Raw genomic sequence first — 25,187 nt, forward strand, 5'->3', positions numbered from 1 at the left:
TAAGGTGGCGGTTGCAAAGACAGCAGCGCTGTCAGACGAAGTTGTTGACCGCAATATGATTGAAGGGGACTCTCGTGATAATTGGCACTATTGAACAATCAGATTTGAATTGAATTCACAGGACAGAACGATGGATAATCGCGCTGGTGAAATGGAAGTATTTGTAAGTGCGGCGGAATTGCAGAGTTTTTCGGCGGCCGGACGGCGCCTGAAGCTTTCGCCCTCGGCGGTGAGCAAGCTTGTCACCAGAATTGAGGACCGGCTCGGGACCCGACTGCTCGTCCGCTCAACCCGCACGATGACGCTCACGCCGGAAGGCGAAATTTATCTGGAGAGAGCCCGGCGAATCCTGGGCGACATTGCGGAGACTGAACGGATCGTCGCGTCTGGCGGAAAAATGGCGCCGCGAGGGATCCTCAGGGTCAATGCCTCCGTTGGCTTTGGCGAACGCTATCTCCTCCCGCTCGTCCCGAAGTTCCTCAAACTCTATTCCGAAGTGCAACTCGACATATCACTTACGGACGGCGTCATTGGCTTGATCGAAGAGCGGACCGATATTGCGATCCGCTCCGGCCCCATGGAAGATTCGTCACTGAAAGCCCGAAAACTCCTTGAGAGCCGGCGCGTCATTGTTGCATCTCACGCCTATCTGGATGCCCATGGCAGACCAAAGACACCGGCCGATCTCGCTGGCCACAATTGCCTGACTTTCAATTTCCGCCGAACACTCAACGAGTGGCCGTTCCGAGGGCCGGGATCGACCGAGATGTATCGGTTGCCCGTATCCGGCAACAGCGCGGTCAACAGCGGAATGGCCATACGCAGGCTGTGCCTTGCCGGCGTTGGTTTGGCCCGGATCGGCCAATTCCATGTGGAGCCAGAGATCGACGCTGGGTTACTCGTTCCCGTGCTGGAAGACTACAATCCTGAAGACATCGAATTGATCCACGCAGTATTCGCCGGGTACGAGCACCTCGCAGCCCGCATTCGCGCTTTCATAGATTTCCTTGCGGAAAATGTCGGCAAAGATCGTTCGCCGGAATAGATCATCTGAAACTCGCGAAAGGTAAGTTTCAAATACATGGTCTACCCTAAAATACGGCATCAAGCCTGACCGCTTTTGCCCAGCTGCCGAGTGGCGACGTCCGCCAGTCTGTTCTCGCGGATCTCGGCCGACCCAATCTCAGGCCTATGCCGAAGCAAGTCGGTTGTGCATTCTCGAGCGGCTAATATTCCCACCGCCGCCCATCTGTCGCTTGCCCTAAACCCTGACCATACGCTTGCCGGGATTTGGACCCCGTTTCCGGCGTGGGCGTCTTTCTGTTGATTGGCGCCTCTACTGCCCTATTCAAGCGAGGGGAAGACAACGACCGGCAATCGGTTGTCCTGTCACGGTACGGGCGATCCTCTCGAGTGTCCGACCTACTGCACGTCAGCGGCTTGGCCCCCGGCTTTCTGCCTAGGTTGCGGGCATTCCTTACACCGCAGATTTCAAGGGCGCCCGTCAACGTGGACATAGACTCGAGGGAGTTGGTCGGAGCCTCGGCGATGTCCTCAATGGCCGCGTTCTTAGGGTAAAACCCGTCAATGCAGTACGAAGTCAAGCCGATCAAATCGCTGGCCGATGGCGGTGGAAGGACTTGAGCGGCCCCGCCGCTTTAAAGTGGGTGATCCCTCACGGCAGGATGGGTGCCATGGCTAACAGAACGGACACATAGGCCCTGGTGGATCAAGCAAAATCGCCCGAATGTGCGAAGCGCCAAGGGCGGGCATCGGACAGGCAGCCGGTTGACGCTCGCCGCTTCCGGCCCCATCTGCTCAGGTATGCCCAACACGAAGACGAAAAATAAGAGCGATGATCCCGAGCTGATCAGGGAGTGGTCACTCCCCGTGGCGGCGACGCTCGGATCGGCTGTCAGGGTGAAGAGAATCCTGCAAGAGGTCCGGTCTCGCCTGCCTCCCGCGGTCAGAAAGTCGCTGAATATGCAGTCGGGCGAGCTCACCCTGGTCATGGCGGAGTCTTCGAAGACAGCGTTTCGCGCGACCTCGTCGATTGTAACCGAAGCGCTGCAGGATATCGCCAAGCTTCCGATCATTCCTCGCGAGATCGAGGACATCCTGGGGATAACGACCTCTGAAAGGAAGCGTTGGTTGGAGGACGGGCGTCTTCCAAGCGCTGGAACGAGAACCGTCCGGCTTCAGGGTCGAGCGCGGCGGATCACCTTCCACGTATTCAACCCACGGATTGTCGAAGACCTGCTCGACCGCGGGGCCGTGGACGAATGGCGTGAAGAAGACGCAAGGACGAAGGCAGAAAACCGCAGACGCGCCGCCTATCATGCGAAGCTGACGCGTTCACTGAAGAAACAAGAAAAAGTCAAACAGGCTGATGCGAACGCTGACGACGCCGCGACCGGGCTGAGCGGTTGGGACGAGTTCGGCAGCGAAGGCCTGCTGTGGTAGGATTGGCGGCAATCGCAGCGGCAATTGACCGCTGCGGTTGCCTAGCTTGCCAATCGATCTGGCGGCGGCCGCCGTAGCTGCCACCTCCATACCGCTGTGTCATGCCGCCGCGGACCGGTTGATTGCCAAGAAGTGCCGGACGACGGGTTTCTCAGGACCGGCATGGTAAGCCAGAACCTTCCCCTGCAGATCGGCGTCGGCGTTCGAGACCCGCTTGTGCTGACGAAGATGTTCAGCCCAGGATTCCACCATGAACCACTCGACGATCTTCTCAGGGTTCGCCGAGTCCTCAGTGACACCCCATCCGTAGGCACCATCGCGGCGCCGCTCCCTGGAAAGATGTTCGATTGCGTGCAGGAAGGCTGTGCGGTGCTGTTTCTCGACCTTGTACTCGATCAGGATCAGCACCGGGCCGCGGTCATGGGCGATCGGTTCGGCAACAAGCGGCTCCGGCCAGTGGTTGGACGGCACCAGGTCGGCATCGCCTGAGGGAAGCTTAACTCGGTGCATGATGGACCCGGCGATGAGCAAGCCGGCAGCTCCGATGAGCAAGGTCGACTGGATGCCGACAGCTTCGCCGACAGCACCCCAGCCGAGGCTTCCTACAGTCATCGCACCGTTGAAGACGGTCAGATAGACAGCAAGACCACGACCACGCACCCAGTTCGGGAGCACAGCCTGGGCGGTGCCGTTGAGCGTCGTCAGCGCCGTGATCCACGCTCCCCCGAGGAAAAGGAGGACGATGATCGCAACCCACTTTGGTGGAGCGAGAGCAAGCAGACCCATGACGGCTGCTGTGACAAGCGCGGCGCCGAGAAGCAGTCCGTCCGAGCTCAAGCGTTCACGCAGCTTCGGCATCACCAAGGCTCCGCCGATCGCACCAGCACCGACCGCACCAAGCAGGATGCCGTAGAAGCTCGCATCACCACCGAGGAGTTGGCGGGCAACGAGCGGAAGTAGAGCCCAGACTGCGCTGGCGAAGGCAAAGAAGATCGCCGCCCGCATAAGCACGACATGCAGCGGCTCGCTCGCGCGGGTGTAACGGAGGCCAGCTCGGAACGCACCGAAGAAGTTCTCCTGAAGCGCATCGTTGGAGTTCGTTGCCCGCGGCCACCAGACAAGAGCTGCGATCACGAAGATATAGCTGACCACGTCCGCACCATAGGTGATCCCCGCTCCAAAGGCTGCGAGAAGCAGGCCGCCCGCGGCAGGGCCAATCGAGCGGGCGATGTTGATGCCCAGCGAGTTCAGCGCCACTGCGCTCTTCACGTCGCCGCGCTTCACGAGTTCCGGCACTATCGCCTGCCAGGTGGGCCCCATCAGCGCAGCACCGATCCCGCCGAGGAATGTGAGACCGATCAGCGCGCTGACGGAAAGCATGCCCGTCTGAGAGAGAACCATCAGCGCCATGCTGACAGAGGCGAGTAGCACCTGCACGGCAATCAGGAACTTGCGGCGATCGAGGATGTCGGTCAGAACGCCTGCGGGGATGGCAAGCAGGAAGATCGGCAGGGTTCCAGCAGCCTGGACCATCGCGACCGCAGCCGGCGATGCGGACAGATCCGTCATCAACCAGGAGCTTGCGACATCGCGCATGAAGCTTCCGGTGTTACCAATAACGGTCGCGATCCAGAGGACAGCGAACACAGGCTGTGCGAGGGGCGCGAATGTTCCCCCGGATGACTTTGCGGCGCTCATTTGCCGGCTCCCTTGGTGAGGTCGAATGCTGTAACGAAGACGAATGCGCCTGCGAGGCCGAGGTGCTCGAAGAAGGCATTGGTGGCCATGATGCGGTCAATCCCAGGCGCCATCTCCCAGAAGCGAAGGGCGATGAAGGTTGCAAGTACGGTGAAGCCTGAAAGCGCAAGCGCGCCCGCCCAGCGCAGGAAACCCGAGATCACCATGGCGGAGGCCGTCAGCTCGAATACGATCACGGCGATCGCGAAGAACGCGGCGGGATGCAGACCGAAATGATCCATCTCAGCCAGTGCACCGTTGAAGTCGAAGATCTTGGTGAGCGGACCCTGGATGTAGGCTGCGCAAAGAGCCAGCAGCGACGCCGTCCGCACCACAGGCGATCCGACGACGCCTGCGACGCGGCTCCGGATTGGATTGGATGATTGAGATTGGTAGGTCATGTCGGCTCCTGTATGTTCGACGCGAGCGGCTGTGTTGCTGGAGCGATATTGGCTGGTTATGGCATTGCCAACAATTGCGGCAATAGTTTCGATTTAATTGCAAAAACAGCAATTATAAAGCGACTCTCGGGCGGCACTTGGCCACCCGAGCTGAATGTTCGTCAGACTGCCCAGCAGGAGCAGCCGAGAGCGCCGAAGAAACCCTTGAGGTCGGTTATCGGGAGCTTGGATGTCCAGGCTCCGGCATGGTCGTGGCCGTGAACGCTGCAATCGTTGGCGCATCCGCATGTAGAGATAGCGGTGCGGCGCAGCGAACGAGCGCCCGCGCCTTCCGGTTCGCCCCAGGCCGCATAACCGCCGAACTTGCGGACAGGCGACCAGTCGGGCATGGCGGGGGGCAAATCGTTCTCGTCGAGCGTCTTGAAGTCACCCGCGCCGTAGACGATCTTGCCGCCGACCATGGTCAGTTCCGAGACGATGAAGGAGATCTCGTCTTCGGCGCAGGAGAAGAAGTCCTTGTCCGGCACCACGAGATCGGCGAACTGCCCTTTCTCGATGCGGCCCTTCTTGCCTTCCTCGTTGGAGAACCACGTGACCTTTTCGGTCCACATCCTGAGCGCCGTCTCGCGGTCGAGGCAATTGGCACGCGGATAGAGCTGCATGCCGCCGAGCGTCCTGCCAGTCACCATCCACGACAGCGAGACCCACGGATTATAGGAGGCGACGCGGGTGGCATCGGTGCCGGCCGAGACGTTCACGCCCTTGTCGAGCATCTTCCTGATCGGCGGCGTCGCTTCCGCCACGCCGTGCCCACAGCGCTCAACGAAGTATTCGCCCTGATATGCCATACGATGTTGTGTGGCGATACCACCGCCGAGCGCGGCGATACGGTCGATCGAGCGATCCGAGATGGTTTCGGCATGGTCGAAGAACCAGTTTAGTCCCTCGAGTGGAATGTCCCTGTCGACCTTCTCGAACACGTCAAGGGCACGGGAGATCGTCTCGTCATAGGTGGCGTGCAGACGCCACGGCCAGCGGTTCTCCGCCAGGACGCGGATGACCTCTTCCAACTCTCCCTCCATTTCCGGAGCCATCTCCGGGCGTGGCTGGCGGAAATCCTCGAAGTCGGCGGCCGAGAAGACAAGCATCTCGCCGGCACCGTTATGGCGGAAGTAGTCGTTGCCCTGCTTGTATTTGACCGACCGGGTCCAGTTCAGGAAGTCCTGCTTCTCTTCCTTGGGCTTCTGGGTGAAGAGATTGTAGGCGAGACGAACCGTCATCTGGTTCTCGTCGGACAGCTTCTGAATGACCTCATAGTCGTCAGGATAGTTCTGGAAACCACCACCCGCGTCGATCACGCCTGTCACGCCAAGTCGGTTCAACTCGCGCATGAAGTGGCGGGTAGAGTTGACCTGATAGTCCAACGGAAGCTTCGGGCCCTTGGCCAGCGTCGAATAAAGAATGCCCGCATTCGGCTTGGCCAGCAGCAAGCCCGTCGGGTTGCCGTTGACATCGCGGGTGATCTCGCCGCCGGGCGGGTTCGGCGTTTCACGGGTGTAGCCGACAGCGCGGAGAGCTGCGCCGTTGAGCAGCGCACGGTCATAAAGATGCAGAAGGAACACGGGCGTGTCGGGCGCGACCGCGTTGATCTCCTCGATGGTCGGGAGGCGTTTTTCCACGAACTGGTTTTCGGTGAACCCGCCGACGACGCGAACCCACTGCGGCGCGGGCGTGATCGCCACCTGGCGCTTCAGCATGTCCATCGCGTCGGCGAGCGAGCGCACGCCGTCCCAGCGCAGTTCCATGTTGTAGTTCAGGCCACCGCGAACGACATGGGTATGGTTGTCGATAAGGCCGGGCAGGACGCGCTTGCCCTTGAGGTCGATGATCTTAGTGCTGGAACCGGCCAGCGCCATGATCTCGCTGTCGGATCCGACTTCCAGGAACAGCCCGTCCTTGATGGCGATTGCCGTCGCATTCGGATTGGTCCGGTCAAGGGTCGTCACGCGGCCATTGTGGAGGATCAGGTCGGGATGCATAGTGTCTACTCCGGTCTGTCTGGGATCGGCAGTTTTCGCTGGTGAGAAGAGGTTCGAGAAGGCCAAGCTCGATGCACCTCCGAGAAAGGATCGACGCGTGGTCATCAGCCCCGCTCCTCTACAGTCGCCTTTGCCTTATGAGCAACGTTGATACGGTCGCCGCCCCTCGGCAGGTGACCGAAGATGTGCGGCTTGATCTGATGAATCCATGAGATCGCCGCCGGCTCGTTTCTCCAAAGCGTCTTCGCGAACGGAATAATTTGTTCGCCGACAAGGATTCCGAGAAGGCCGACCAGGGCAATGACAGGCGGTGCTGGTGATCGGACGTTGAGAAGGCTGTAGACGGTTCCGACGAGCAGGCCAGCGCCAAGCGACATGAGATAGATTTTCATGAGATGTTCTCCAATCAATGAACGGACCGCTCCGATGGGGTGATCGGAGCGGTCTGATCAGACTGTTACTTCGCGGGGTTCGGGCCGATGCGCTTGCCGTGCTTGACGCGTTCTTCTGCGCCATGAACCATCGTGTAGGCGTAGTCGATACCCATTCCGTACGCGCCCGAATGCTCCTTTACGAGGGCTGTGACCGCATCGTAGGTCTCCTTGCGGGCCCAGTCGCGCTGCCACTCGAGCAGGACCTGCTGCCAGGTGACCGGAATCACGCCTGCCTGCACCATGCGATCCATCGCGTATTTGTGTGCGTCCGCGGACGTGCCGCCGGAAGCATCCGCGACCATGTAGATCTCGTATTCCGGGACATCATGGAGAGCCGAGAGCGCGAACGTCGTGTTGCAAACCTCGGTCCACAGACCGGAGACGACGATCTTCTTGCGGTCCTCGGCGGCGTTCTTCGCCAGCGCCTCGCGGACGTTCTGGTCATCCCAGGAGTTCATCGAGGTGCGTTCGAGAAGGTCGTTCTCCGGGAAGACAGCAAGCAGTTCCGGATACGTGTTGCCCGAGAAGGATTGCGTCTCGACCGTCGTGATCGTGGTCGGGATGTTGAAGATCTTGGCGGCCTTGGCGAGGCCGACGACATTGTTCTTCAGCGTCTGACGATCGATCGATTGGACCCCGAATGCCATCTGCGGCTGCTGGTCAATAAAGATGAGCTGGCTGTTTGCGGGGGTCAGGACTTCGAGCTTGGGCATGGTCACTTCCTCTTCCGTTGTTTGGACCGCCTGTTGCGGAGTTATTAAATGGGCAGCAGCAATCGATCGGCCGCCGTGCGACGTTCGTTCTGCAATCCTTGAAGTGTTGCTGGATCCTTATCGGAGCCGCTCACTCGTTGTCTTGGCTGCTGGAAAGACACTTACCGCGCGGATGGTGCACAAGGAATTGCAATAAGAATTGCTATTGAATTGCGACTTCTGCAACAATCGCGAACGCCAGTGCTGCTGAAATGGAAAGCGCCGCGGCCCTTTCGGAACGCGGCGGTCTTTATCGCGGTTTTGTCTGGAGATTGCTGCTCATGCCGTCAGCGGCACAAGGTTGGACTGGATCTCATCGCGGTAGTCCTCGTATCGGCTCGGGAGCTTGAGCGCCTCCCCGAGGTGCGCCGTGTCCTCGTCCCGGTTGAAGCCAGGCTCGTTCGTGGCGACTTCGAACAGTATCCCGCCCGGCGTGCGGAAGTAGATCGCCCAGAAATAGTCGCGGTCGATGACGGGCGTCACCTGATAGCCTGTATCCATGAGAGCTTTGCGCACTTCGAGCTGCTTCTCGCGGTTTTCGACGGCGAACGCGATGTGGTGCACCGAACCTGCGCCCGGACGCGCAAAAGGCGTCTTCGGCAACGCTGCCAGATCGATCGTGTCCGCCCCATTGCCGTCGGGGATATTGAAGCGGGTCACGTCGCCCTCTTTGTCAGCGCGCTGGTAGCCCATGAAGCCGAGCAGCTCTTCGGTCGCAGCGGTGTCGTGCAGACTGAATCTTGCGCCGGCGAAACCGCGAATTGCCGCATCGTCGGGAATTCCATCGGCAACCCAGGGTGCCCGCTTGTCGTCGGAGGATTCAATGAGAGCAAGGGCGTCGCCGTCCGGGCCCATGAAGCGAAGCCGGTTGGCGCCAAACACGGTGTCGAGTTCCAGTCCGTCCACGCCCTGCGCGGTGAAGCGGTCCTGCCAGAACTTCAGCGAACCCTTCGGCACTGAGAACTGTGTTTCGCCAACTTCGCCGACACCCGGGCGGCCGAGCATCATGTTCGGAAACGGGAAGTAGGTCATCACTGTCCCGGCCGACCCCGTCTCGTCACCGTAGTAGAGGTGATAGACGCTGGGGTCATCGAAGTTGACCGTCTGCTTCACGCGGCGCAGACCAAGCGTATCGGTGAAGAAGCGATTGTTCTGCCGCGCGTCCGATGCCATCGAAGTCACGTGGTGTAATCCCTTGATGTCCTTAATCATGAAGATGCCTTTCAGTGGGCATTGAAATTGTTCATCTGAAAACTACGCCCGTTGATCGCCATCGGGTATTGCAATATTCCTCTCGAGTGAATTGCAAATCCTGAAACAATGACATGAACGATTACAAAGCCCTTAGAACCTTCCTGCTCGCCGCCGAGAAGCGAAATTTCGCCCAGGTCGCCCGCGAGTTGGACATGACGCCGGCGGCCGTCACACGCGCGATCGCCGCACTCGAGGCGGAACTTGGCGTGCAGCTTTTCGTGCGCACGACAAGGCAAGTCTCGCTGACGACTGACGGCGCAATCTTCGCCGCGCAGATCCAGCCAGCGGTGAAGACGCTGGAAGAAGCGCGCCGCGAAGTTATGAACGCACACAAGGCTGACGAAGGGCGGCTGCGGATCAGCGCGCCGACGTGGTTCGGCAAGACCGTGCTGCCGCCGATCCTGTCAGGTTTCAAGGAACGCTATCCGAAAATGAGCTTTGAGATCTCCTTGTCCGACGGTTTGGTGAATATCGTCGATGACGATTACGATCTGGCGATCCGCATCTCATCACAGCCTTCGGACAAGTACACGATCTGGAGAAAAATCAGGGTAGTGCCGCGTATCCTGGTCGCGGCCCCGGGCAGCCGTTTCGCCGATATGCAACATCCCAACGAACTAAAGCCAGACGACTGCCTCGCCTATAGTGGCGAAAGCCGGCGCGAGAACTGGCTATTGTCCGACGGTGGCTCAAGCATCACGATCTCGGCGGGTCGGGCCTTCAGCGCCAACAGTGGCGAGGTACTGGCCGACATGGCCGCCGACGGTGCAGGTGTCGCACTGCTCCCAGGATTCAACATCGCCGATCACATCAGGAGCGGTCGTCTCGTCCACGTCTTCAAGGGATGGGCGCCGCCTGACCTGTGGCTGACGCTGTTTTACCCGCCGTACCAAGCGCTTCCACCACGCATCGCTTCATTCTCGAAATTCTTCGAAGAGCAAGTCGCGGCGCAGATGGTCATGCTGGATTGACGTACACCGCCGCGCATCATCACGGATCCTCAGGAGACTTACACCTTCCTCAGATCGAGCCGTCCTGTGAAAGCGCCCTTAGTCTCGCGGCGACGATTTGCTGTAGCTGCCACAGGTTTCGATCGAAGATGTTCCGGTCCGCCAGATCCAAGACCGTCCGATGCAGGTATTCCGCGCAGGATCCAGCCGGTCCGCATGCCTGAGCGATCAACACTGCGGCGTCATCGAGCGGTATCTTCTCCGTGAGCCGTGATCGCTTCGTGCTCGCCCAAAATGTGAGCGCGCGGCGTCTACCGGTCGGTGTCTCGACCGAAACCCATCGCACCATGTCGCACACCTCGGCATATCGGATTTCGCGCGCCAGAAGCGTACGCAGATCCTGCCTTTTCGTGGCGCAGGGGAGCTTCAGGACGACGCCAGAGCAACTCCCTCCCGGCCGAAGCGCCAGCATCAGACCCGGCGCATCGGAGGTGGCCCTTAGCCGTTCTATCCTCAACGAGAACGCACGATGCCACCCGTACGCAATGGCTTCTTCACTTGTCGCTACTTCGAAGCCCGGGTTCCACATCAAAGACCCATAAGCGAACACCCATATCTCCTCGTCACCAGCCTCCCGCTCCACTCTGCTGACGAGTTCATCGAGTCGCTGACCCGAGATTGGAGTCCAGTTAGGTTCTGGGCCCTCGTCCTCGACCGGCTTGACGGTTTTGGCTACGAGGTCCGGGGTCAGTTGCATGGCAACAGGTACCGGTGTTTTGGCGGTGGTTGTTTTTCGCATGGTGGCAATTATTTCAACGAGATAAACGCCGAAGGACCATCGCATCCGGCAGTTCTTGGCTGTCGCCTGATCAATTAACGGGGACTGTCTCTATCGAAGAGGGTAGCGCGCCGAGCGCCTGTGGATCTTTGTGAGGCGACGGGTGCGTGGGAGGCCGCACCCGTCGCCAGGACCGATCAGGCCTGGACGAAGGCCAGCAGGTCGGCGTTCAGCACGTCGGCATTCACGGTCAGCATGCCATGCGAGAAACCCAGGTAGGTCTTCAGCGAACCCTTCTTCAGAAGCTTCCTCGACTTCAGCGCCGAGTCCGCAATCGGAACGATTTGGTCGTCTTCCCCATGCAAGACGAGCGTCGGAACGGTGATTGCCCTCAGGTCCTCCGTCTGGTCGGTTTCGGAGAAGGCCTTGATACCATCGTAATGGGCCTTGGCGCCGCCCATCATGGCCTGACGCCACCAGTTCTGGATCACGCCTTCCTGCACCTTGGCGCCTTCCCGGTTGAAGCCGTAGAACGGCCCGGCCGGAACGTCGCGAAAGAACTGCGCGCGGTTGGCGGCAAGTGCCGAGCGGAACCCGTCGAACACTTCCATCGGTAGGCCTTCGGGATTGGCCTCTGTCTTGAGCATCAGCGGCGGCACGGCCGAAACGAGAACCGCCTTGGCGACGCGGCCGGCAGGTTCGCCGTGCTTGGCCACATAACGGGCGACCTCGCCGCCACCGGTGGAATGACCGATATGGACGACATTCTTCAAGCCGAGCGCCTCGACGACGGCAAAGGCATCGGCTGCGTAATGGTCCATATCGTGACCGTCGGCCACCTGGGCGGATCGGCCATGGCCACGCCGGTCATGGGCGACGACGCGAAAACCTTTCGACAGAAAAAACAGCATCTGCGCATCCCAGTCGTCGGACGACAGCGGCCATCCATGGTGGAACATGATCGGCTGGGCATCCTTAGAGCCCCAATCCTTGTAGAAGATTTCGACGCCGTCTTTGGTGGTTACATATGGCATGTTCTTGGATCCTTCGATTGGGTTGATGGTAGGAGCCGCATTGGCTGCGAAACTGAGAGAGGGTGAAATTGCCATGGCTGCTGCAGCGGCGCCAATGGACAACAGCGCGTCGCGGCGGGTCATGGAATGGCGAGGTTGGGTCATCTTCGTCCTGCGATTTCGTTATTGAAAACTTCAGCTAACTTGTGTTCGTCTGACAGGGGTAATATTGCCGTCACATCCTCACATCCACAATTGCGGGAATAATTGCGAGTTTATTGCGTCGCGTGAAATAATGGGAGGTCTGGCCCGGGCCTGACGTGCTCCTGTCGTGAGGCCATCTAATTTTCCTGAAGCAGGCGGCGGACGGCATACAAGATGAGCCCGGTGCCAAAAGCGTCACCGTGGCTCACTTCCGATCGAACGGATCGCAGCCTGCCAGCAGACGCGAACGCGTTCATGTCCTGGCGATCGGATTGCTAAACGGGCCTCAGAGCATTCTAGGAGATCTCCGCCCTCGCGGAGCCAATGTGACAGCGATCGGCTGAATCCAAGACGTCGCAGCCTGGCACGATCCGCATTTGGCCGCGTCGAGCAACGGTTGCCAAGCCAGGCTCGAAGCTCCCGGTCATTCTCAATGCAAAAGCAGGAGACGCACGAGGAAAATTCGAACATGCAACTGGCAACCGAGATAGTCGCTCATCCCGATTGGATCAGCTCGCCCGGGAGACGCCGGCCGGCCTCGAAACCTCGCTGCCCGAGAAGATGATGACGGCGAACATCAGCACGCCGGCGAAGGCGATGAGCGAGGAAATGGCGACAATCGGTTCCACCGCCGTGTTTCCGGAAAGCATCAGATAAAGGGACGGGATCAGCACCGCGACACCGAAGGTGTAGACGACGTACTGGATCATCGCCAGGCGCTTCTCGGCCTTGTGTGGATTGAGCGCGTGGTAAACGCCGAAGAGCGCCATGGTGACCCAGCCGAGCAGGTTGGCGTGGGCATGGGCCCCGGTCGGTGCGTGATTACCTGAGATCGACATGTGAAGGCCGATCGAGATGCCGGCGATCAGAAAAATGATGGCGGTCTTGAAGTAAAGATTTGCGATGCGTGGCATTGTTTTTCCCCTCTGTAGCCGACGAAACCTAGCATGTTTTCAAGCTTCTGAGAACGAGCGCATTGGAGATCTTTGGAGCGCCAGCCCCGTTGCCGAGTTACAGTAGAAATATTGCCGGGAAGCGAGGCGACATTGGACGACATTGCCGGCGGGCGAAGCAGGTTAACCCGGATGACAGCTGTCAGTGGAACTTGTTACGGCGGCTTGCCCGCAGGCACGCTCCGGCTGGAACAGGTTGGTTGAACTAAGCCACAAGCGTCGCGGAACCGAGAACCAACCGCGGGCGTTTGTTGGATCATGTTGAAGCAGCAGGCATTTCGCCCCCGGATCGGCACGATTTACCAGATTGACAAGCAGCAGGTGCATGTTCTGGAGAGCGGCGACATGAACGCAAGACCGGTCCTTGTCCTCCATGGCTGCGGGAGCCTGGGTGAAGAGGTTCTGCTTCCGTTCGCTCAGAGCCCGTTCCGAATGGTGGCCCCCGATCGTCCGGGCTACGGTTTCAGCAGCCCTCTTCCTCTCGCTGAACGAGGACCGGTAGGCCAATCCTTTTGGCTTGAGCGCCTGATCGATGCAATGGACCTGCATTGCGTCTCGATCGTAGCCCACTCCATCGGCAGCGCACCGGCACTTCATCTGGCCGCGCGCCGGCCGGAACTGGTGAACGGATTGCTGCTGATTTCGCCGTGCTGCAGGCCCGTCCCACCAAAACCGCTGCTCATCCTCCGGGCGGCCGTTGCCCCGATGGTGGGATCCATGATCCGTCAGCACGTAATCAGCCGATGGGCAGCGTTTTTTCTCGAGCGTGGTCTGCGGTCGTCATCCTGTCCAAACACGTTACCTCCCCAGCTATCGGTGTTGCCGGCCGCTCATATGGTCAATCCGGGCGCAATTGAAACAATGGCTAACGAGCTGCGGGCCTTCAACAAAGACATGGAACTTCTGCCGCAGCTGCCCGGCAATCTTCCATTACACGTCCTGTTCGGTTCGGAGGATCGCATAGTTCAGCCGGCCTGGCATATCGATGGCCTTCGGCAGAAACATCCGGGGCCGACGGTCAGGGTGATCGAGGGCGTCGGCCACCTTCCGCATCATGTTGTGCCAGCCGTAGCCCGACAGATGCTGAGCGACCTTGCGAGGGAGCGAGTACAGCAATCTTCTGAGCGGCAGCATTTGGCTGGTGTCGCGTGAGTGGGCCCTTGAATGATCGCCTGCGGTTTGCTGCGCCGCGAAATTATTTTGCATCGCAGCGACTTTTCGCCATCACGTTGGTTAGAGTCGAGCTTCGTGCCTGAAACGCGAAGGAAACGACATGAAAATCCAGCGTTCACAATCGCGCCGTCTGAACGAACTTCGCAACTTCGGAAACAACCCCGGCAATCTCAAAGCTTTCATATACCAACCGCGCAATCCCCTTCCCCTTGCACCGTTGGTCGTCGTCCTTCATGGCTGCACGCAAAATGCCGATGGGTACGACCGGGGCTCCGGCTGGTCTCGGCTTGCCGACGAAGAAGGTTTTCTGCTGCTTTATCCCGAGCAGCAACGCGCAAACAACCAGAACCTTTGCTTCAACTGGTTCCAGCCTGAAGACACCCGGCGAGGTACTGGGGAGGCTCTGTCGATTTACCAGATGATCATCGCAATGGTCGCCGCAGGTCAAATCGACCCCGCCAAGATATTTGTCACCGGGCTGTCCGCCGGCGGTGCGATGAGTGCCGTCATGCTGGCGACCTATCCCGAGATCTTTGCCGGTGGCGCCGTCATCGGCGGATTGCCCTACGGCTGCGCAGCGACGGTGACCGCCGCCTTCGAACAGATGCAGGGAAAGAGGGTATCGCCGCCCGATGAGCTGAAGCGAGTTGTTCGAAACGCATCCGAACACGACGGCCCTTGGCCCACTTTGTCGGTCTGGCACGGCACTCATGATCACACTGTCAAGCCGCGCAACGGCGATCAGATCGTCGAGCAGTGGCGACGGATCCATGCACTTCAGAAGGCGCCGGCCATAAAGAATGTCAACGGTAACAAGCGCAAGATATGGGTGGATTCGGCAGGTCGCGAGGTGCTCGAGCAATTCGAGATCGCCGGCATGGCGCATGGCGTGCCGCTCGCGACGCGTGGTGAACGTGGCCTCGGCGTCGAAGGGCCGTTCATGCTCGAGACCGGCATATCGTCAACAAGGGAAATCGCCCGTTTCTGGCAGATTCTGCAACATGACGGCAGAGATGAGGTCGAGTCGCTCCGGGTTCACAATAGCGGCGGCGGCTTCGATGGGGAAATCATCCTGCCAGGGGCAGTCGTCGAGGTAAGGTCTCCTTCCGGCAAAGAAGGCCCCGAAAGCCAGCCAAACTCAAGTTCGATAGCGCGCACCATTTACAATGCACTCAAAGCCGCGGGTCTTGTTCGATGACTTTACGAGGATACCGTCCCGGTCTGAGGGGAGGGAACCAGCCGCACCGAGTGTGCGGTGATCAACAAAACGGATAGGGCGCACCAGCTCTCTTCGGCCACGGCGTCGGTCGGAGCCTTGAAGTGCTAGACTAAGCGCATTTGCTCGGGCGCGTAAAAATGGCCATCGGAAAAACCACGAGGGGTATCGATTTGAACAAGGTCATCTGGCCGCGAGGAGGGCGCCGATCTCCGCGAATGAACCCCGACTGAATGGTGCCTTCAGCTTTCGTTCCGAAGGGAGCGTCTAGAAGAAAGACGTTCAACCGCGGTCTTATCCGCCTGAGGAGACATATTCATGATCCGCACGTCTATCATTGCAACCGCACTCGTCGCTCTCGTCGGCATTACCGCCGCCGGCCCCGCCATGGCCAATGATGTTCGTATCGAACAATATGGCTGGTCTAACTCTGCCGGCGGGGCACAGGAAGGATACGAAAACCGGATCAGAACCTACCAGAACGGTGGCTACAACCGGATTCTCGGCCGTCAATATGGTCATCGAAATCTTTCAGCTGTCGGTCAGGAAGGCAACGACAACTATGGCGCCACCTATCAGCGTGGCAACCGCAACGTAGCGGGAATTGGCCAATTCGGCTCCAGCCATACGACCATCCTTACCCAGGACGGTAATGGCAACATCGCGGCCGGCGTCCAGGTTGGCCACGGTTGCAGCGCCAATGTCAGCCAGGGCGGCAACGGCAATGTCGCGGCCTTCGTCCAGGCCTGCCCGTAGGCGGCTGCAAATGCGGTGAAACAGGTCAAGATCGCAACAGCAGACCATCAGAGGAAACGACCATGCCAAATTGCATCCAACATCCGCGCCGCGCGATGACGATTCTCGCGCTGGTCCTGCTTCCCGTCGGCGCGGTTTCCGCCATGACGACTGCCGACCCATCTGACGGCGCGCAGCTTTGCGAAATCAAAGCAACCCCTGGGGCTGGTATGGTGAGACTGGACGCACTCGTCCACGCCGACATGCATGTCGGCGGGACTTACACCTTCCATGTCGAAAAAGTGGGAGGCGGCGGAAGCTCCACGATCAACCAGAGTGGCGATTTCGATGCCGCAGAGGGACGCACGGCAATTCTTGGTTCGGTCTCGCTCGACTCGAAAGGAGCCAAATACAAAGCCACGCTGGACGTCGTCGTCGGGGATAAGAGTTTCAGCTGCGCGAAGCAGATCGGCGGCAACTAATCGGCCTCCATGACCTGCAGTCTTCCTGAAAGGGCGCCGGTTTCCGGCGTCCTTTTCCATTCAATCAGGACGAAGCGACTGAACGACAACTGAACGGGCAATTCCGACTTGGTTCAGCTGCAGGATGCGAAAGTTGATCATCGGCTGAGGCAGCCGGAAATGGAGATCAGAATGACTCGCAATTTGTTTAAGATCCTTGCCATCACCCTTCTTGCCGGGAGCCTCGGCCAGGTAGCCGTGTCTGCGCCAGCCTATGCCGGCGGCCGGATCTCGCTCAACCTCGCACCGAACAATGCTCAGGATGCCGGACTTTTTTCAACGGGGCTGCGCGTCTATTCGCTCTACCGAGGTCTGAAAGATGCTGACATCCGGCAGCGGGGCTGGGGTAACGCGGCCGCTATCGCTCAGGCTGGCCGCGGCAACCTGGGGTTCGTCCGGCAACGGGGCAATGGTCATTCCGCGACCTTGCAGCAGAACGGCAACAACAATGCCTATGGCATTTTCCAGTATGGGCGAAATACTGAAACGGACGTCGTGCAGGATGGGGATAACGGCGGTGGTGCTACCTTCAGCTATGGCTGGTAAGGCAGTTCACAAGGCTGGGGCGCGACCAGTCAGCGCCCATACCTCTACGGCGAATATTTAAGCCGCTAGAATGTAAGCTGCACCTTACAGGCGACCGCACGGTCGCCGGCAAGGGTGAAGGCTGCGGCGACTTCTTCCAAGGGTAAGCTGTGGCTGATGATCGGCAGGACATCGATCTTGCGGCTTGCGATCAGCCCCGCGGCAGTGGCGAATTCCTCGTGGAACCGCTGCGTGCCGTGGATATGTAGCTCCTTGCCGACAATGGCGTTGAGTGGGACCGGGATCTCGCCGGTGACGCCGACCTGCACGATCGTGCCGCGCGGCCGAATGGCGGCGATCGCACTGCGGATCGCGGGTGCGGCGGCCGAGCATTCGAAGACGAGATCGAAATACCCTTTACCCGCCTCGAATTCGGCAAGTGCCGCAGCCCCGTCGGAAACATTCATCGTGCGGCTGGCGCCCATCGCTTTGGCCCGTGCGAGCGCCGCATCGGCAAGGTCGGTCACCACGATCTCGGCCGCGCCATGATAACGGGCGGCGGCAACCATCAGGCAGCCGATCGGGCCGGCGCCGGTGACGAGGACGCGTTTGCCCGAGATCTCGGCGGCGCGCGATGCGGCATGCAGGCAGACGGCGAGCGGCTCGCTGCAGGCCGCTTCCGCGGCGGTCGTCTCGGCTCCCATTTCGAAACATTGCCGGGCCGGCACCACCAGCCACTCCCGGAACATGCCCTGCTCATGCGGCAGGCGCATCGCGCTTCCCATGAAGCGCATATCGAGGCAATGGATCGGCAGTCGCTTCAAGCAATATTCGCAATGGCCGCAGGGCTGGCTTGGATTGACTGCGACCAGCGTGCCGGCTTTGAGCTCGACCCCCTCGCCCGCTTGGCTCACCCTCCCCGAGGCCTCGTGGCCGGGAATGATCGGCTCGCGCACCCTGACCGGCCCGAAGCCGCCGTCCTGATAATAATGCAGGTCGGAGCCGCAGATGCCCGCGGCCGCCATCTTGAGAAGCACCTCGCCTGGACCGGGAGCCGGAACCGTGTCCATTTCGACCCTGAGATCGCCTTTTTGGTAAAGCCGCGCCAAACGCGTCTGCATCCTAGCCTCCTATCTCAACAGTCCGAGCTGCTGCGGCAGCCAGAGCGATACGGCGGGAATGAAGGTGATCAGGAGCAGCGCCAGGAACAGCGGCACGAGCCAAGGCACGATCGCCATCGTCGTGCGTTCGACCGAGAGCTTCGCCACCCGTGACAGCACGAACAACACCATGCCGAGCGGTGGGTGAAGCAAGCCGATCATCAGGTTCAGCGTCATGATCAGGCCGAACTGGACGGGATCGATGCCGAACTTGGCGACAATCGGCAGAAGGATCGGCACGAGGATGGTGATCGCCGCGATCGTATCCAGGAAGCAGCCGACGAAAAGCATCAGCAGGTTCACCAGGATCAGGAACACCCATTTATTGTCGGTGATCGACAGGATCGCATCCGACAGCAGCTGCGCGGCCTGGCTCACCGTCAAGAGCCACGCGAAGACCGATGCGGCGGTAACGATGAACAAAACGGATGCCGTCGTCTCGATCGTGTCGAAGCTTGCCTTGGCAAGCGTCGAGAGCGTCATCGTGCGGTAGCGCACGAGGCCGAGGAACAGCGACCAGAGCACGGCGGCGACGGCGGCTTCCGTCGGCGTGAACCAGCCCATCGTCATGCCGCCGATCAGGATGACCGGGGTCATCAGCGCCATGACGGCGGAGAAGCCGAAATACCAGTCGAGCGCCAGAAGCACGAGAAGGGCAATGCCCGCCGCGGCATTCATCGAGAGGCCGGCGCCCATCATCAGATAAATCGCCATAGGCACCATCAGGACAACGACGATTTCCATGCCGGCCGACAGGAGCTCGCGCACATTGAACGGCGCGTCCGAGCCCCAGCGCTTGCGATAGGCGAAGGCGGCGACGGTGATCATCATCAGCAGCGTCATGACGACGCCCGGCAGGATGCCGGCCATGAAAAGTGCGCCGATCGAGACGTTCGCCATCATGCCGTAGATGACGAAGGGCAGGGACGGCGGGAAGATCGGCCCGAGTGTGGCGGAGGCGGCCGTGACGCCGACGGCCGCTTCGACCGGATAGCCATGGTCCTTCATCGCCTTGATCTCGATGGTGCCGATGCCGGCGGCATCGGCGAGCGCTGTGCCCGACATGCCGGAGAAGATGACGGAGCCGATGATATTGACCTGCGCCAACCCGCCCTTCATCCAGCCGACCAGGGCGACCGCGAAGGAATAGATGCGGCCGGTGACGCCGGCGGAATTCATCAGATTGCCGGCCAGGATGAAGAAGGGCACGGCGAGCAGCGGAAAACTTTCGACGCCGGCGATCATGCGTTGGGCGACGATGATGTCGGGCGCCACGCCATAAAGGACGATGTAAAGCACGGAGGCGACGGCCATCGAAATGGCGACGGGTACGCCGACCAGCATCAGCAGCAGAAACGAGCCAAGAAGCAGCAGCATCGGGTCATCCTTCGACGGATTGGAATTCTTCCGGGCGCTCCAGGACGGAGTAGCCGCGGCGCATATTGGCGATGAAGACGATGACCGCGCGGATCAGCATCAGCACGAAGGCAACGAGCACCGAGTAGAAGACGATGTTGCGCGGCAGGTCGATGGTGACCATCTGCTCGTCGGCGACGATGTCGACGTAACGCCACATCAGGGTGCAGCCATAGGCGAAGAAACCGATGCGGACGATGTCGACGAAGGTCGCGAGCACGCGCGCCAGCCCTGCAGGCATATAGTGATAGAACACGTCTACCTGGATATGCCTCGAGGTGCGCACGCACATGACGGCGCCGAGAAAGACGACGCCGATCAGGCAGTTGATGGCGATTTCCTCGGTCCAGGCATAGCTGTCGTTCAGCACATACCGCGTGAAGAACTGCAGGAAGACGCAGCCGGCCATCAGCCAGAAGACGATCAACGTGATCCAGTCCTCGACGGCATAGTCCGAGACGTTCGCCGTCGGCGCATGCCCTTCGAATTCGTGACCGATTTCCTCGGCCGTGATTGGCGTGTGAATTTCTTGCGACATTTTCGGCCTTGTTGCGGTTGGAGAAGAAGGGCGCGGCGCTTGGGCTGCGCGACCTTCGTTCGTTGCTCGGCGGGACGGCCCCTCATCCGGCTGCCGCCGCCTTCTCCCCGCTTGCGGGGAGAGAGTTAGGGTCAAGGGCACGAAGAAGGCACTGAGCGAGCTCCTACTGAATCGCCCGGATCGCTTCCCAATCGGCCTTTTCATAGCCGAAGTCCTCAAACTTCACCTTTTCCATCACATTCTTCTCGAAATCGCCCTTGTCGACCTCGGTGACGTTGAGGCCTTTTTCCTTGAAGGTCGCAACAAGGCTGTTTTCCTTGCCGGCGATCGTCTTGGTCGTGCGCTCGGCCGCCTGCTGCATCACTTCGCCGAAGATCTTCTTGTCCTCGTCGGAGAGCTTCGCCCACAGCTGCTTCGAGATCACGGTGTTCAGGTGGTCGACGATGTGGCCGGTGAGGATGATGTTCTTCTGGACCTCGTAGAACTTCTTCGCCTCGATCGTCGTCAGCGGGTTTTCCTGTGCCTCGACCGTGCCGTTCTGCAGAGCCAGATAGACTTCGGCGAAGGCGATCGGTGTCGTGTTGGCGCCGCAGGCGCGCGGCATGGCAAGATAGGCCGGAACATCGGGCACGCGGATCTTCAGGCCCTGCATGTCGGCGCATTTGGCGATAGGCTTGTTCGAGGTCGTATGGCGCGTTCCGTAATAGCTGACGGCGGCGATATGGTTGCCAGTCTTGTCCTCGTAACCCTTGGCGAGACGCTTGAAGACATCGCTCTTGGTATAGGCGATCAGATGGTCGGGATTACGGAAGATATAGGGGAAGTAGGTGACGCCGATCGGCTTGTAGTCGCGTGCGGCAAAACTCGATCCCGAGATGATGATATCGACCGTGCCGAGCTTGAGGCCCTGGTTGATGTCGGCTTCCTTGCCGAGCTGCGAGGCTGGATAGACCTCGATCTTGTAGCGCCCGTCGGTGCGTTTGGCGATTTCTTCTGCGGCCCAGACGGAATCCGTGTGGAAGGGCTCCGAGGTTTCATAGACATGCGCCCATTTCAATACCGTCTGGGCATGCGCGACCGCCGTCGTCGCCATGATCGCGGCTGCGGTGCAAAGTATCGTTGCCAGTCTGCTCTTCATTGCTCTCTCCTCCCGAGCTCGGGTTTAAGTCTTGGTGGTTGCTTTCGCGGGCGCCTTGTCGCGGCCGCGCTCCTCTTCTCCCGAGAACTCCTCCCCGAAGCTCTCGGAAAATCTCTTCTGTGATAAGGTGAGATGGCTGCGCATCGCAGCCTTCGCGCCGGCGGCATCGCCGGCGGCAATTGCATCGCGGATGGCCCGGTGCTCGTCCACAGCGCTGCGCCATGTCGTCGGCCCCTCGAAATGGCTCGCAAGTTTCGCGAAATAAGGGGTCATGCGAAGATCGAACATCTCGCCGGTCACGCGGGTCAACGTCGCATTGCCGACAATGGCGGCAATGCCGGTATGGAAGGCGCGGTCGGCGGCGAGCACCGTCGCTGCATCGGTGAGGCCGCTGCTCATGCGCATCAGCGCCTCGTCGAGCACGGCGATGTCTTCCGGCCCGGCGCGGGTTGCCGCCTCTTCGGCGATGGCGCATTCGATGATGGCGCGCGCCTGCAGCAATTCGAAAGGTCCCTCCACCGGCTCGCTTTCGCTCGCCGCCATGCTGACCGCATGCCGGCGTACCACATAGATGCCGGAGCCCATGCGGATGTTGACGAGGCCTTCAACCTCGAGAACGATCAGCGCCTCGCGCACGGTCGGGCGTGATACCGACAGTTGCTCCGCAAGATCGCGCTCGGCCGGCAGCTTCTGACCGATGACAAGCTCGCCGCAGGCAATCATCGAACGAATCTGATCCGCTACCTGCCTGTAGAGGCGGCGCGATTCAACGGGCGAAAACATTCTGGCCTCCCCGGCGGCTTCTCCTCAAACACGCAGCTGGTCAACTGGTCTGACCAGTTGATACGTACCACCGCGTCACTTATGCGTCAATGCGTCGCATGAAATTCCGGCGAGCATGTCCCGGGGTCGCAATCATGGGGACCTTCACCATCCTCCGGGGTTCGGAGGCCCGACATTGGGAGCATGATCATGAATTATCTTGTGCAGTACCGGGAGGGGCGGCCCTTCTCGGAATTGCTCTTGCTTTCGGAATGATCAAAGCAGGGCGGGCGACGATCGATTACCGCCATCGCCGGCGCTTTTGCGGTGGCCATCGGTGCGCTCGGACTCGGTATCTATGTTCAGAAGGTGCCCACGGCTCCTTCGCGCGCGTCCGATAGGGAGGGGTCGCAGAACAGCCTTCCGGCGGCTGCGACGACCGAATAGGATCTGCCAGGAAAGTGACGCTTGAGAGATCGTCGATCTCCTGTTCGACGTGCTTCAGCGCCTCAGCGCCAGAGATGGGCGGTCGATCACCGGCCAGCCGTGTCCTGTGATGCCAGGGAGGTCGTAGGCGTCTGCTGCGAAGGCTTCGAGGGATGCGCGGTTGCGGATGATTACCAGGCCGCGGGTGGAATAAATGAGATGCTCGCCCTCCAGGATGTGTAAGGCATCAGTGACGCTGGAGCGGCGGACTCCCAGCATCGTGGCCATATATTCATGGGTGATTTCAATTCCTTCGCCATCGAGGCGGTCATGGCACATCAGAAGCCATTTCGCCAGCCGAACGTCGATCTTGTGAATGGCGTTGGACAGTGCGGTGTTGGCGACCTGCGCGAAAAAACTATGGAGAAAACGCGAGAGTAGCCGGCGGACGGCGGGCCGGTCGGCGAGGAAGCATGCCAGAGCGCTGGCTTCCACACGGCGCCCGTGACCGCCAACCTGCATCATGACATCGAATGAAAACCGCTCCGCGTCCGCCGTCAGAGCCGGCGGCGACATCCCGTCCCTGCCGAGCACGCCGATCTCGGCTTTCCTGCCCTGGGGACTCGTCGCCACCATGGAAGCAATGCCGGTTTCCAGGAAATAATAATGACTGACCGGCATACCCAAATGGACGAGCTCGAAGTCGCGCGGGAGAAGAAGCGGTTCCAGTATGCGCTCCAGAGCCAGAAGCTCCGGATCCGCCAACTGCGACAGAATGAGATTTTCGCTTTCGAACGCTCGCATCACTCTGCCCTTTGTTTGGCAAGAGGACACTGTCTCTCGGCCGTCAGCACCACAGATGCGCTCAGCCCTACGCAAAATTATGAACCCCGGAATGGCCGATTGCAAGGCGCTGAGGCTTATCTCTCATGATCGGCAGAAGGCTTCGTGGAGGAGTTTTGTACGCAACCGCACGCGTCCGAGAAATTTCCTGTAGCAAGTGCTAATGTAGTCGACGGCAATAGCGGGGCGCGCTGGCATGGATCAATATCCCCTCCCGAGCAACGAGACTGAAATCTATCGGCACATCGTCGAGAGCGCCCGGGATTATGCAATTTTTGCAATGGATCGCAATGGCACTGTCATGACGTGGAGCGCGGGTGCCGAAAAAATCTTCGGCTATTCGGGATCCGAAATCATCGGACAGAGCGGTGCCGTGATCTTTACGTTCGAGGATCAGCTTGCCGGGGCAATGCTTAAGGAGATCAGGCTTGCCTTGACCACCGGCCGCGCCGACGACAATCGCTGGCATGTGAGAAAGGACGGCAGTTCGTTCTGGGCTTCGGGACTGATGATGCCGCTTCGCAACGATGCCGGCGAGACCTATGGCCTTCTGAAAATCGTCCGCGACCGAACGCAGATGCTGCATGAGGACGAAGCTCGGCGCGCCAGCGAAGAGCGCCTCCAGCTTATTCTCAAAAGCGCGATCGACTATGCGATCTTCGCCTTCGGCCGCGATGGGCGGATCATCAGCTGGAACACCGGCGCGTGCCGCATCTTCGGCTACGAGGAGAGCGAGATCCTCGGTCGCGACGCCCGCATCCTGTTCGTTCCTGAGGACCGCGAAGAGGGCGCGCTGGAGCGCGAGATGGAGGCGGCGGCCGAGCGCGGCCGCGCCGAGAACGAGCGGTTCCACTTGCGTAAGGACGGCTCGACATTCTGGGGCAGCGGCTTGACCATGCCGCTGCGCGCCCAGCGCGCCGGTTTTCTCAAAGTGCTCCGGGACGATACCGAGCGGCATTTCGCCGACGAGCATCAGCAGATCATGCTGCGGGAGATGAGCCATCGCGTCAAGAACAGCCTGGCTCTGGTTGCGGCCATGCTCGCCATGCAGGCCCGTTCGACCAAACAGGAGGAGGTCGGACAGGCGCTTCGGGATGCTGAAGCGCGAGTCGGAACCATTGCCCAGGTGCACGACCAATTGTGGCGCCAGCCTGATATCGAAACGGTGGATCTGGCCGATTTCCTGTCCAGCCTTTGCCAACGCCTGCAGCAATCGACCTCCGGCCACACGGTGTCGGTCGTCGCCGATCCATGCATGATCGATGCCGACCGTGCGATCCAGATCGCCCTCCTCGTCAACGAACTGGTAACCAATGCTTTCAAACACGCTTATGCCGAGGTAGCAGGCGCCGTCACGGTCAGCGCCCGGAGCATTGCCGACGAGATCTGCCTGGAGATCGCCGACGACGGACGAGGACTGCCGCCGGAAGCGCTGTCCGGCGAGAACGGCGGAAAAAGCCTCGGAATGAAGATCGTGCGGGCGTTGGTGCAGCAACTGAGGGCCGAGCTTCACATCGAAAACCGGGAGCCCGGCACGGGGTTCGTGATCAGGCTGCCGAGGGAGGTTTGAGAGCGTTCCGTGTCGGGCAGGAAATTATCCAGAAGCGGTGCGCCTGGGACTATGGCTCGGCTTTTGTCAGAACCGTACAAAACTTATATGAAGATGGTCATCATTGCGCGCGTGACCCATATAGCTCTCATTACCGCCAAAGAGGCGTCGGTATGAGCACGGGCTGTCTCCCGCCAGGAGAAGCGC

At 60.1% G+C, this 25,187-nt stretch carries 24 protein-coding genes; 9 read left to right on the forward strand and 15 right to left on the reverse strand.

Features of this window, described 5'->3' with window-relative positions; translation table 11 throughout:
* The first annotated feature begins 130 nt into the window (after window positions 1-130).
* Entirely contained in the window at window positions 131-1,045 is a 915-nt protein-coding gene (locus J7U39_RS20090; protein ID WP_210632018.1) for a LysR family transcriptional regulator, read from the forward strand.
* A 779-nt stretch (window positions 1,046-1,824) separates the two neighbouring features.
* Window positions 1,825-2,463 (forward strand): hypothetical protein, encoded by a 639-nt coding sequence (locus tag J7U39_RS20095; protein ID WP_210632181.1) that lies wholly within the window; start codon window positions 1,825-1,827, stop codon window positions 2,461-2,463.
* Window positions 2,464-2,562: 99 nt separating this feature from the next.
* On the opposite strand, the gene J7U39_RS20100 is transcribed toward J7U39_RS20095, so the two are convergent.
* From J7U39_RS20100 to J7U39_RS20125, 6 genes are all read right to left on the reverse strand, one after another.
* Window positions 2,563-4,161: an MFS transporter gene (locus J7U39_RS20100; RefSeq protein ID WP_210632019.1), complete on the reverse strand. Its 1,599-nt coding sequence runs from the start codon at window positions 4,159-4,161 to the stop codon at window positions 2,563-2,565.
* A complete protein-coding gene (locus J7U39_RS20105; protein ID WP_210632020.1) occupies window positions 4,158-4,601 on the reverse strand; it encodes a DoxX family protein in 444 nt (147 codons plus the stop codon). Before J7U39_RS20105 ends, J7U39_RS20100 begins: the two co-directional genes overlap by 4 nt.
* Before the next feature lie 161 nt (window positions 4,602-4,762).
* Window positions 4,763-6,745 carry an amidohydrolase gene (locus tag J7U39_RS20110; protein WP_210632021.1) on the reverse strand — a complete coding sequence of 661 codons (1,983 nt, stop codon included), beginning with the start codon at window positions 6,743-6,745 and terminating at the stop codon, window positions 4,763-4,765.
* On the reverse strand, window positions 6,745-7,032 hold the full coding sequence (locus J7U39_RS20115; RefSeq protein ID WP_210632022.1) for a XapX domain-containing protein: 288 nt from the start codon (window positions 7,030-7,032) through the stop codon (window positions 6,745-6,747). Before J7U39_RS20115 ends, J7U39_RS20110 begins: the two co-directional genes overlap by 1 nt.
* A 65-nt stretch (window positions 7,033-7,097) precedes the next feature.
* Window positions 7,098-7,787 carry a hydrolase gene (locus tag J7U39_RS20120; RefSeq protein ID WP_210632023.1) on the reverse strand — a complete coding sequence of 230 codons (690 nt, stop codon included), beginning with the start codon at window positions 7,785-7,787 and terminating at the stop codon, window positions 7,098-7,100.
* 318 nt (window positions 7,788-8,105) lie between these two features.
* A complete protein-coding gene (locus tag J7U39_RS20125; protein ID WP_210632024.1) occupies window positions 8,106-9,038 on the reverse strand; it encodes a VOC family protein in 933 nt (310 codons plus the stop codon).
* A gap of 113 nt (window positions 9,039-9,151) precedes the next feature.
* On the opposite strand from J7U39_RS20125, the gene J7U39_RS20130 reads away from it, so the two are divergent.
* Window positions 9,152-10,051, forward strand: coding sequence for a LysR family transcriptional regulator (locus J7U39_RS20130; protein WP_085781364.1), 900 nt, complete (start codon window positions 9,152-9,154; stop codon window positions 10,049-10,051).
* A 49-nt stretch (window positions 10,052-10,100) separates the two neighbouring features.
* On the opposite strand, the gene J7U39_RS20135 is transcribed toward J7U39_RS20130, so the two are convergent.
* The 3 genes from J7U39_RS20135 to J7U39_RS20145 form a co-directional block, all read right to left on the reverse strand.
* On the reverse strand, window positions 10,101-10,829 hold the full coding sequence (locus tag J7U39_RS20135) for a gamma-glutamylcyclotransferase (RefSeq protein WP_210632182.1): 729 nt from the start codon (window positions 10,827-10,829) through the stop codon (window positions 10,101-10,103).
* Window positions 10,830-11,005: 176 nt separating this feature from the next.
* Window positions 11,006-11,842: an alpha/beta hydrolase gene (locus J7U39_RS20140; protein WP_311043526.1), complete on the reverse strand. Its 837-nt coding sequence runs from the start codon at window positions 11,840-11,842 to the stop codon at window positions 11,006-11,008.
* A gap of 692 nt (window positions 11,843-12,534) precedes the next feature.
* Window positions 12,535-12,939 carry a hypothetical protein gene (locus J7U39_RS20145; protein ID WP_210632026.1) on the reverse strand — a complete coding sequence of 135 codons (405 nt, stop codon included), beginning with the start codon at window positions 12,937-12,939 and terminating at the stop codon, window positions 12,535-12,537.
* A 297-nt stretch (window positions 12,940-13,236) separates the two neighbouring features.
* Here J7U39_RS20145 and J7U39_RS20150 point away from each other — a divergent pair, with 297 nt between their 5' ends.
* The 5 genes from J7U39_RS20150 (at window position 13,237) to J7U39_RS20170 (ending at window position 17,169) form a co-directional block, all read left to right on the forward strand.
* The gene (locus J7U39_RS20150) at window positions 13,237-14,130 is read left to right on the forward strand and encodes an alpha/beta hydrolase (RefSeq protein WP_210632027.1); all 894 of its coding nucleotides are present in this window, start codon (window positions 13,237-13,239) and stop codon (window positions 14,128-14,130) included.
* Between the two features lie 121 nt (window positions 14,131-14,251).
* On the forward strand, window positions 14,252-15,349 hold the full coding sequence (locus J7U39_RS20155) for a PHB depolymerase family esterase (protein WP_210632028.1): 1,098 nt from the start codon (window positions 14,252-14,254) through the stop codon (window positions 15,347-15,349).
* 336 nt (window positions 15,350-15,685) lie between these two features.
* Window positions 15,686-16,123, forward strand: coding sequence for a curlin (locus tag J7U39_RS20160; RefSeq protein ID WP_210632029.1), 438 nt, complete (start codon window positions 15,686-15,688; stop codon window positions 16,121-16,123).
* Window positions 16,124-16,185: 62 nt separating this feature from the next.
* Window positions 16,186-16,584, forward strand: a complete 399-nt coding sequence (csgH, locus tag J7U39_RS20165; protein ID WP_210632030.1) for a curli-like amyloid fiber formation chaperone CsgH — start codon at window positions 16,186-16,188, stop codon at window positions 16,582-16,584.
* 171 nt (window positions 16,585-16,755) lie between these two features.
* Window positions 16,756-17,169: a curlin gene (locus J7U39_RS20170; protein WP_210632031.1), complete on the forward strand. Its 414-nt coding sequence runs from the start codon at window positions 16,756-16,758 to the stop codon at window positions 17,167-17,169.
* Window positions 17,170-17,234: 65 nt separating this feature from the next.
* Here J7U39_RS20170 and J7U39_RS20175 read toward each other — a convergent pair whose 3' ends face one another.
* From J7U39_RS20175 to J7U39_RS20200, 6 genes are all read right to left on the reverse strand, one after another.
* Window positions 17,235-18,269 (reverse strand): L-idonate 5-dehydrogenase, encoded by a 1,035-nt coding sequence (locus J7U39_RS20175; RefSeq protein WP_210632032.1) that lies wholly within the window; start codon window positions 18,267-18,269, stop codon window positions 17,235-17,237.
* Between the two features lie 9 nt (window positions 18,270-18,278).
* Complete coding sequence (locus tag J7U39_RS20180; RefSeq protein ID WP_210632033.1) at window positions 18,279-19,685, reverse strand: TRAP transporter large permease; 1,407 nt, start codon at window positions 19,683-19,685, stop codon at window positions 18,279-18,281.
* A gap of 4 nt (window positions 19,686-19,689) precedes the next feature.
* Window positions 19,690-20,262 carry a TRAP transporter small permease gene (locus J7U39_RS20185; RefSeq protein WP_210632034.1) on the reverse strand — a complete coding sequence of 191 codons (573 nt, stop codon included), beginning with the start codon at window positions 20,260-20,262 and terminating at the stop codon, window positions 19,690-19,692.
* A gap of 163 nt (window positions 20,263-20,425) precedes the next feature.
* Complete coding sequence (locus tag J7U39_RS20190) at window positions 20,426-21,400, reverse strand: sialic acid TRAP transporter substrate-binding protein SiaP (protein WP_210632035.1); 975 nt, start codon at window positions 21,398-21,400, stop codon at window positions 20,426-20,428.
* A 24-nt stretch (window positions 21,401-21,424) separates the two neighbouring features.
* A complete protein-coding gene (locus J7U39_RS20195; RefSeq protein ID WP_210632036.1) occupies window positions 21,425-22,183 on the reverse strand; it encodes a FadR/GntR family transcriptional regulator in 759 nt (252 codons plus the stop codon).
* A gap of 480 nt (window positions 22,184-22,663) precedes the next feature.
* On the reverse strand, window positions 22,664-23,392 hold the full coding sequence (locus tag J7U39_RS20200) for a Crp/Fnr family transcriptional regulator (RefSeq protein WP_210632037.1): 729 nt from the start codon (window positions 23,390-23,392) through the stop codon (window positions 22,664-22,666).
* Between the two features lie 235 nt (window positions 23,393-23,627).
* Here J7U39_RS20200 and J7U39_RS20205 point away from each other — a divergent pair, with 235 nt between their 5' ends.
* Complete coding sequence (locus tag J7U39_RS20205) at window positions 23,628-25,001, forward strand: PAS domain S-box protein (RefSeq protein WP_210632038.1); 1,374 nt, start codon at window positions 23,628-23,630, stop codon at window positions 24,999-25,001.
* Window positions 25,002-25,187: the final 186 nt, after the last annotated feature.

The sequence above is a fragment of the Rhizobium sp. NLR16a genome (genome assembly GCF_017948245.1).
Taxonomy (GTDB): domain Bacteria; phylum Pseudomonadota; class Alphaproteobacteria; order Rhizobiales; family Rhizobiaceae; genus Rhizobium.

Bases quoted from the DNA above. Each gene is read 5' to 3' on its own strand.
- J7U39_RS20100 (WP_210632019.1), bottom strand. From the start codon at position 4,161: ATGAGCGCCGCAAAGTCATCCGGGGGAACATTCGCGCCCCTCGCACAG.
- J7U39_RS20185 (WP_210632034.1), bottom strand. From the start codon at position 20,262: ATGTCGCAAGAAATTCACACGCCAATCACGGCCGAGGAAATCGGTCAC.
- J7U39_RS20200 (WP_210632037.1), bottom strand. From the start codon at position 23,392: ATGCGAGCGTTCGAAAGCGAAAATCTCATTCTGTCGCAGTTGGCGGAT.
- J7U39_RS20195 (WP_210632036.1), bottom strand. From the start codon at position 22,183: ATGTTTTCGCCCGTTGAATCGCGCCGCCTCTACAGGCAGGTAGCGGAT.
- J7U39_RS20155 (WP_210632028.1), top strand. From the start codon at position 14,252: ATGAAAATCCAGCGTTCACAATCGCGCCGTCTGAACGAACTTCGCAAC.
- J7U39_RS20205 (WP_210632038.1), top strand. From the start codon at position 23,628: ATGGATCAATATCCCCTCCCGAGCAACGAGACTGAAATCTATCGGCAC.
- J7U39_RS20105 (WP_210632020.1), bottom strand. From the start codon at position 4,601: ATGACCTACCAATCTCAATCATCCAATCCAATCCGGAGCCGCGTCGCA.
- J7U39_RS20140 (WP_311043526.1), bottom strand. From the start codon at position 11,842: ATGCCATATGTAACCACCAAAGACGGCGTCGAAATCTTCTACAAGGAT.
- J7U39_RS20135 (WP_210632182.1), bottom strand. From the start codon at position 10,829: ATGCGAAAAACAACCACCGCCAAAACACCGGTACCTGTTGCCATGCAA.
- J7U39_RS20170 (WP_210632031.1), top strand. From the start codon at position 16,756: ATGACTCGCAATTTGTTTAAGATCCTTGCCATCACCCTTCTTGCCGGG.
- J7U39_RS20175 (WP_210632032.1), bottom strand. From the start codon at position 18,269: ATGCAGACGCGTTTGGCGCGGCTTTACCAAAAAGGCGATCTCAGGGTC.
- J7U39_RS20180 (WP_210632033.1), bottom strand. From the start codon at position 19,685: ATGCTGCTGCTTCTTGGCTCGTTTCTGCTGCTGATGCTGGTCGGCGTA.
- J7U39_RS20125 (WP_210632024.1), bottom strand. From the start codon at position 9,038: ATGATTAAGGACATCAAGGGATTACACCACGTGACTTCGATGGCATCG.
- J7U39_RS20150 (WP_210632027.1), top strand. From the start codon at position 13,237: ATGTTGAAGCAGCAGGCATTTCGCCCCCGGATCGGCACGATTTACCAG.
- J7U39_RS20145 (WP_210632026.1), bottom strand. From the start codon at position 12,939: ATGCCACGCATCGCAAATCTTTACTTCAAGACCGCCATCATTTTTCTG.
- J7U39_RS20115 (WP_210632022.1), bottom strand. From the start codon at position 7,032: ATGAAAATCTATCTCATGTCGCTTGGCGCTGGCCTGCTCGTCGGAACC.
- J7U39_RS20095 (WP_210632181.1), top strand. From the start codon at position 1,825: ATGCCCAACACGAAGACGAAAAATAAGAGCGATGATCCCGAGCTGATC.
- J7U39_RS20160 (WP_210632029.1), top strand. From the start codon at position 15,686: ATGATCCGCACGTCTATCATTGCAACCGCACTCGTCGCTCTCGTCGGC.
- J7U39_RS20090 (WP_210632018.1), top strand. From the start codon at position 131: ATGGATAATCGCGCTGGTGAAATGGAAGTATTTGTAAGTGCGGCGGAA.
- J7U39_RS20110 (WP_210632021.1), bottom strand. From the start codon at position 6,745: ATGACCACGCGTCGATCCTTTCTCGGAGGTGCATCGAGCTTGGCCTTC.
- J7U39_RS20190 (WP_210632035.1), bottom strand. From the start codon at position 21,400: ATGAAGAGCAGACTGGCAACGATACTTTGCACCGCAGCCGCGATCATG.
- J7U39_RS20120 (WP_210632023.1), bottom strand. From the start codon at position 7,787: ATGCCCAAGCTCGAAGTCCTGACCCCCGCAAACAGCCAGCTCATCTTT.
- csgH (WP_210632030.1), top strand. From the start codon at position 16,186: ATGCCAAATTGCATCCAACATCCGCGCCGCGCGATGACGATTCTCGCG.
- J7U39_RS20130 (WP_085781364.1), top strand. From the start codon at position 9,152: ATGAACGATTACAAAGCCCTTAGAACCTTCCTGCTCGCCGCCGAGAAG.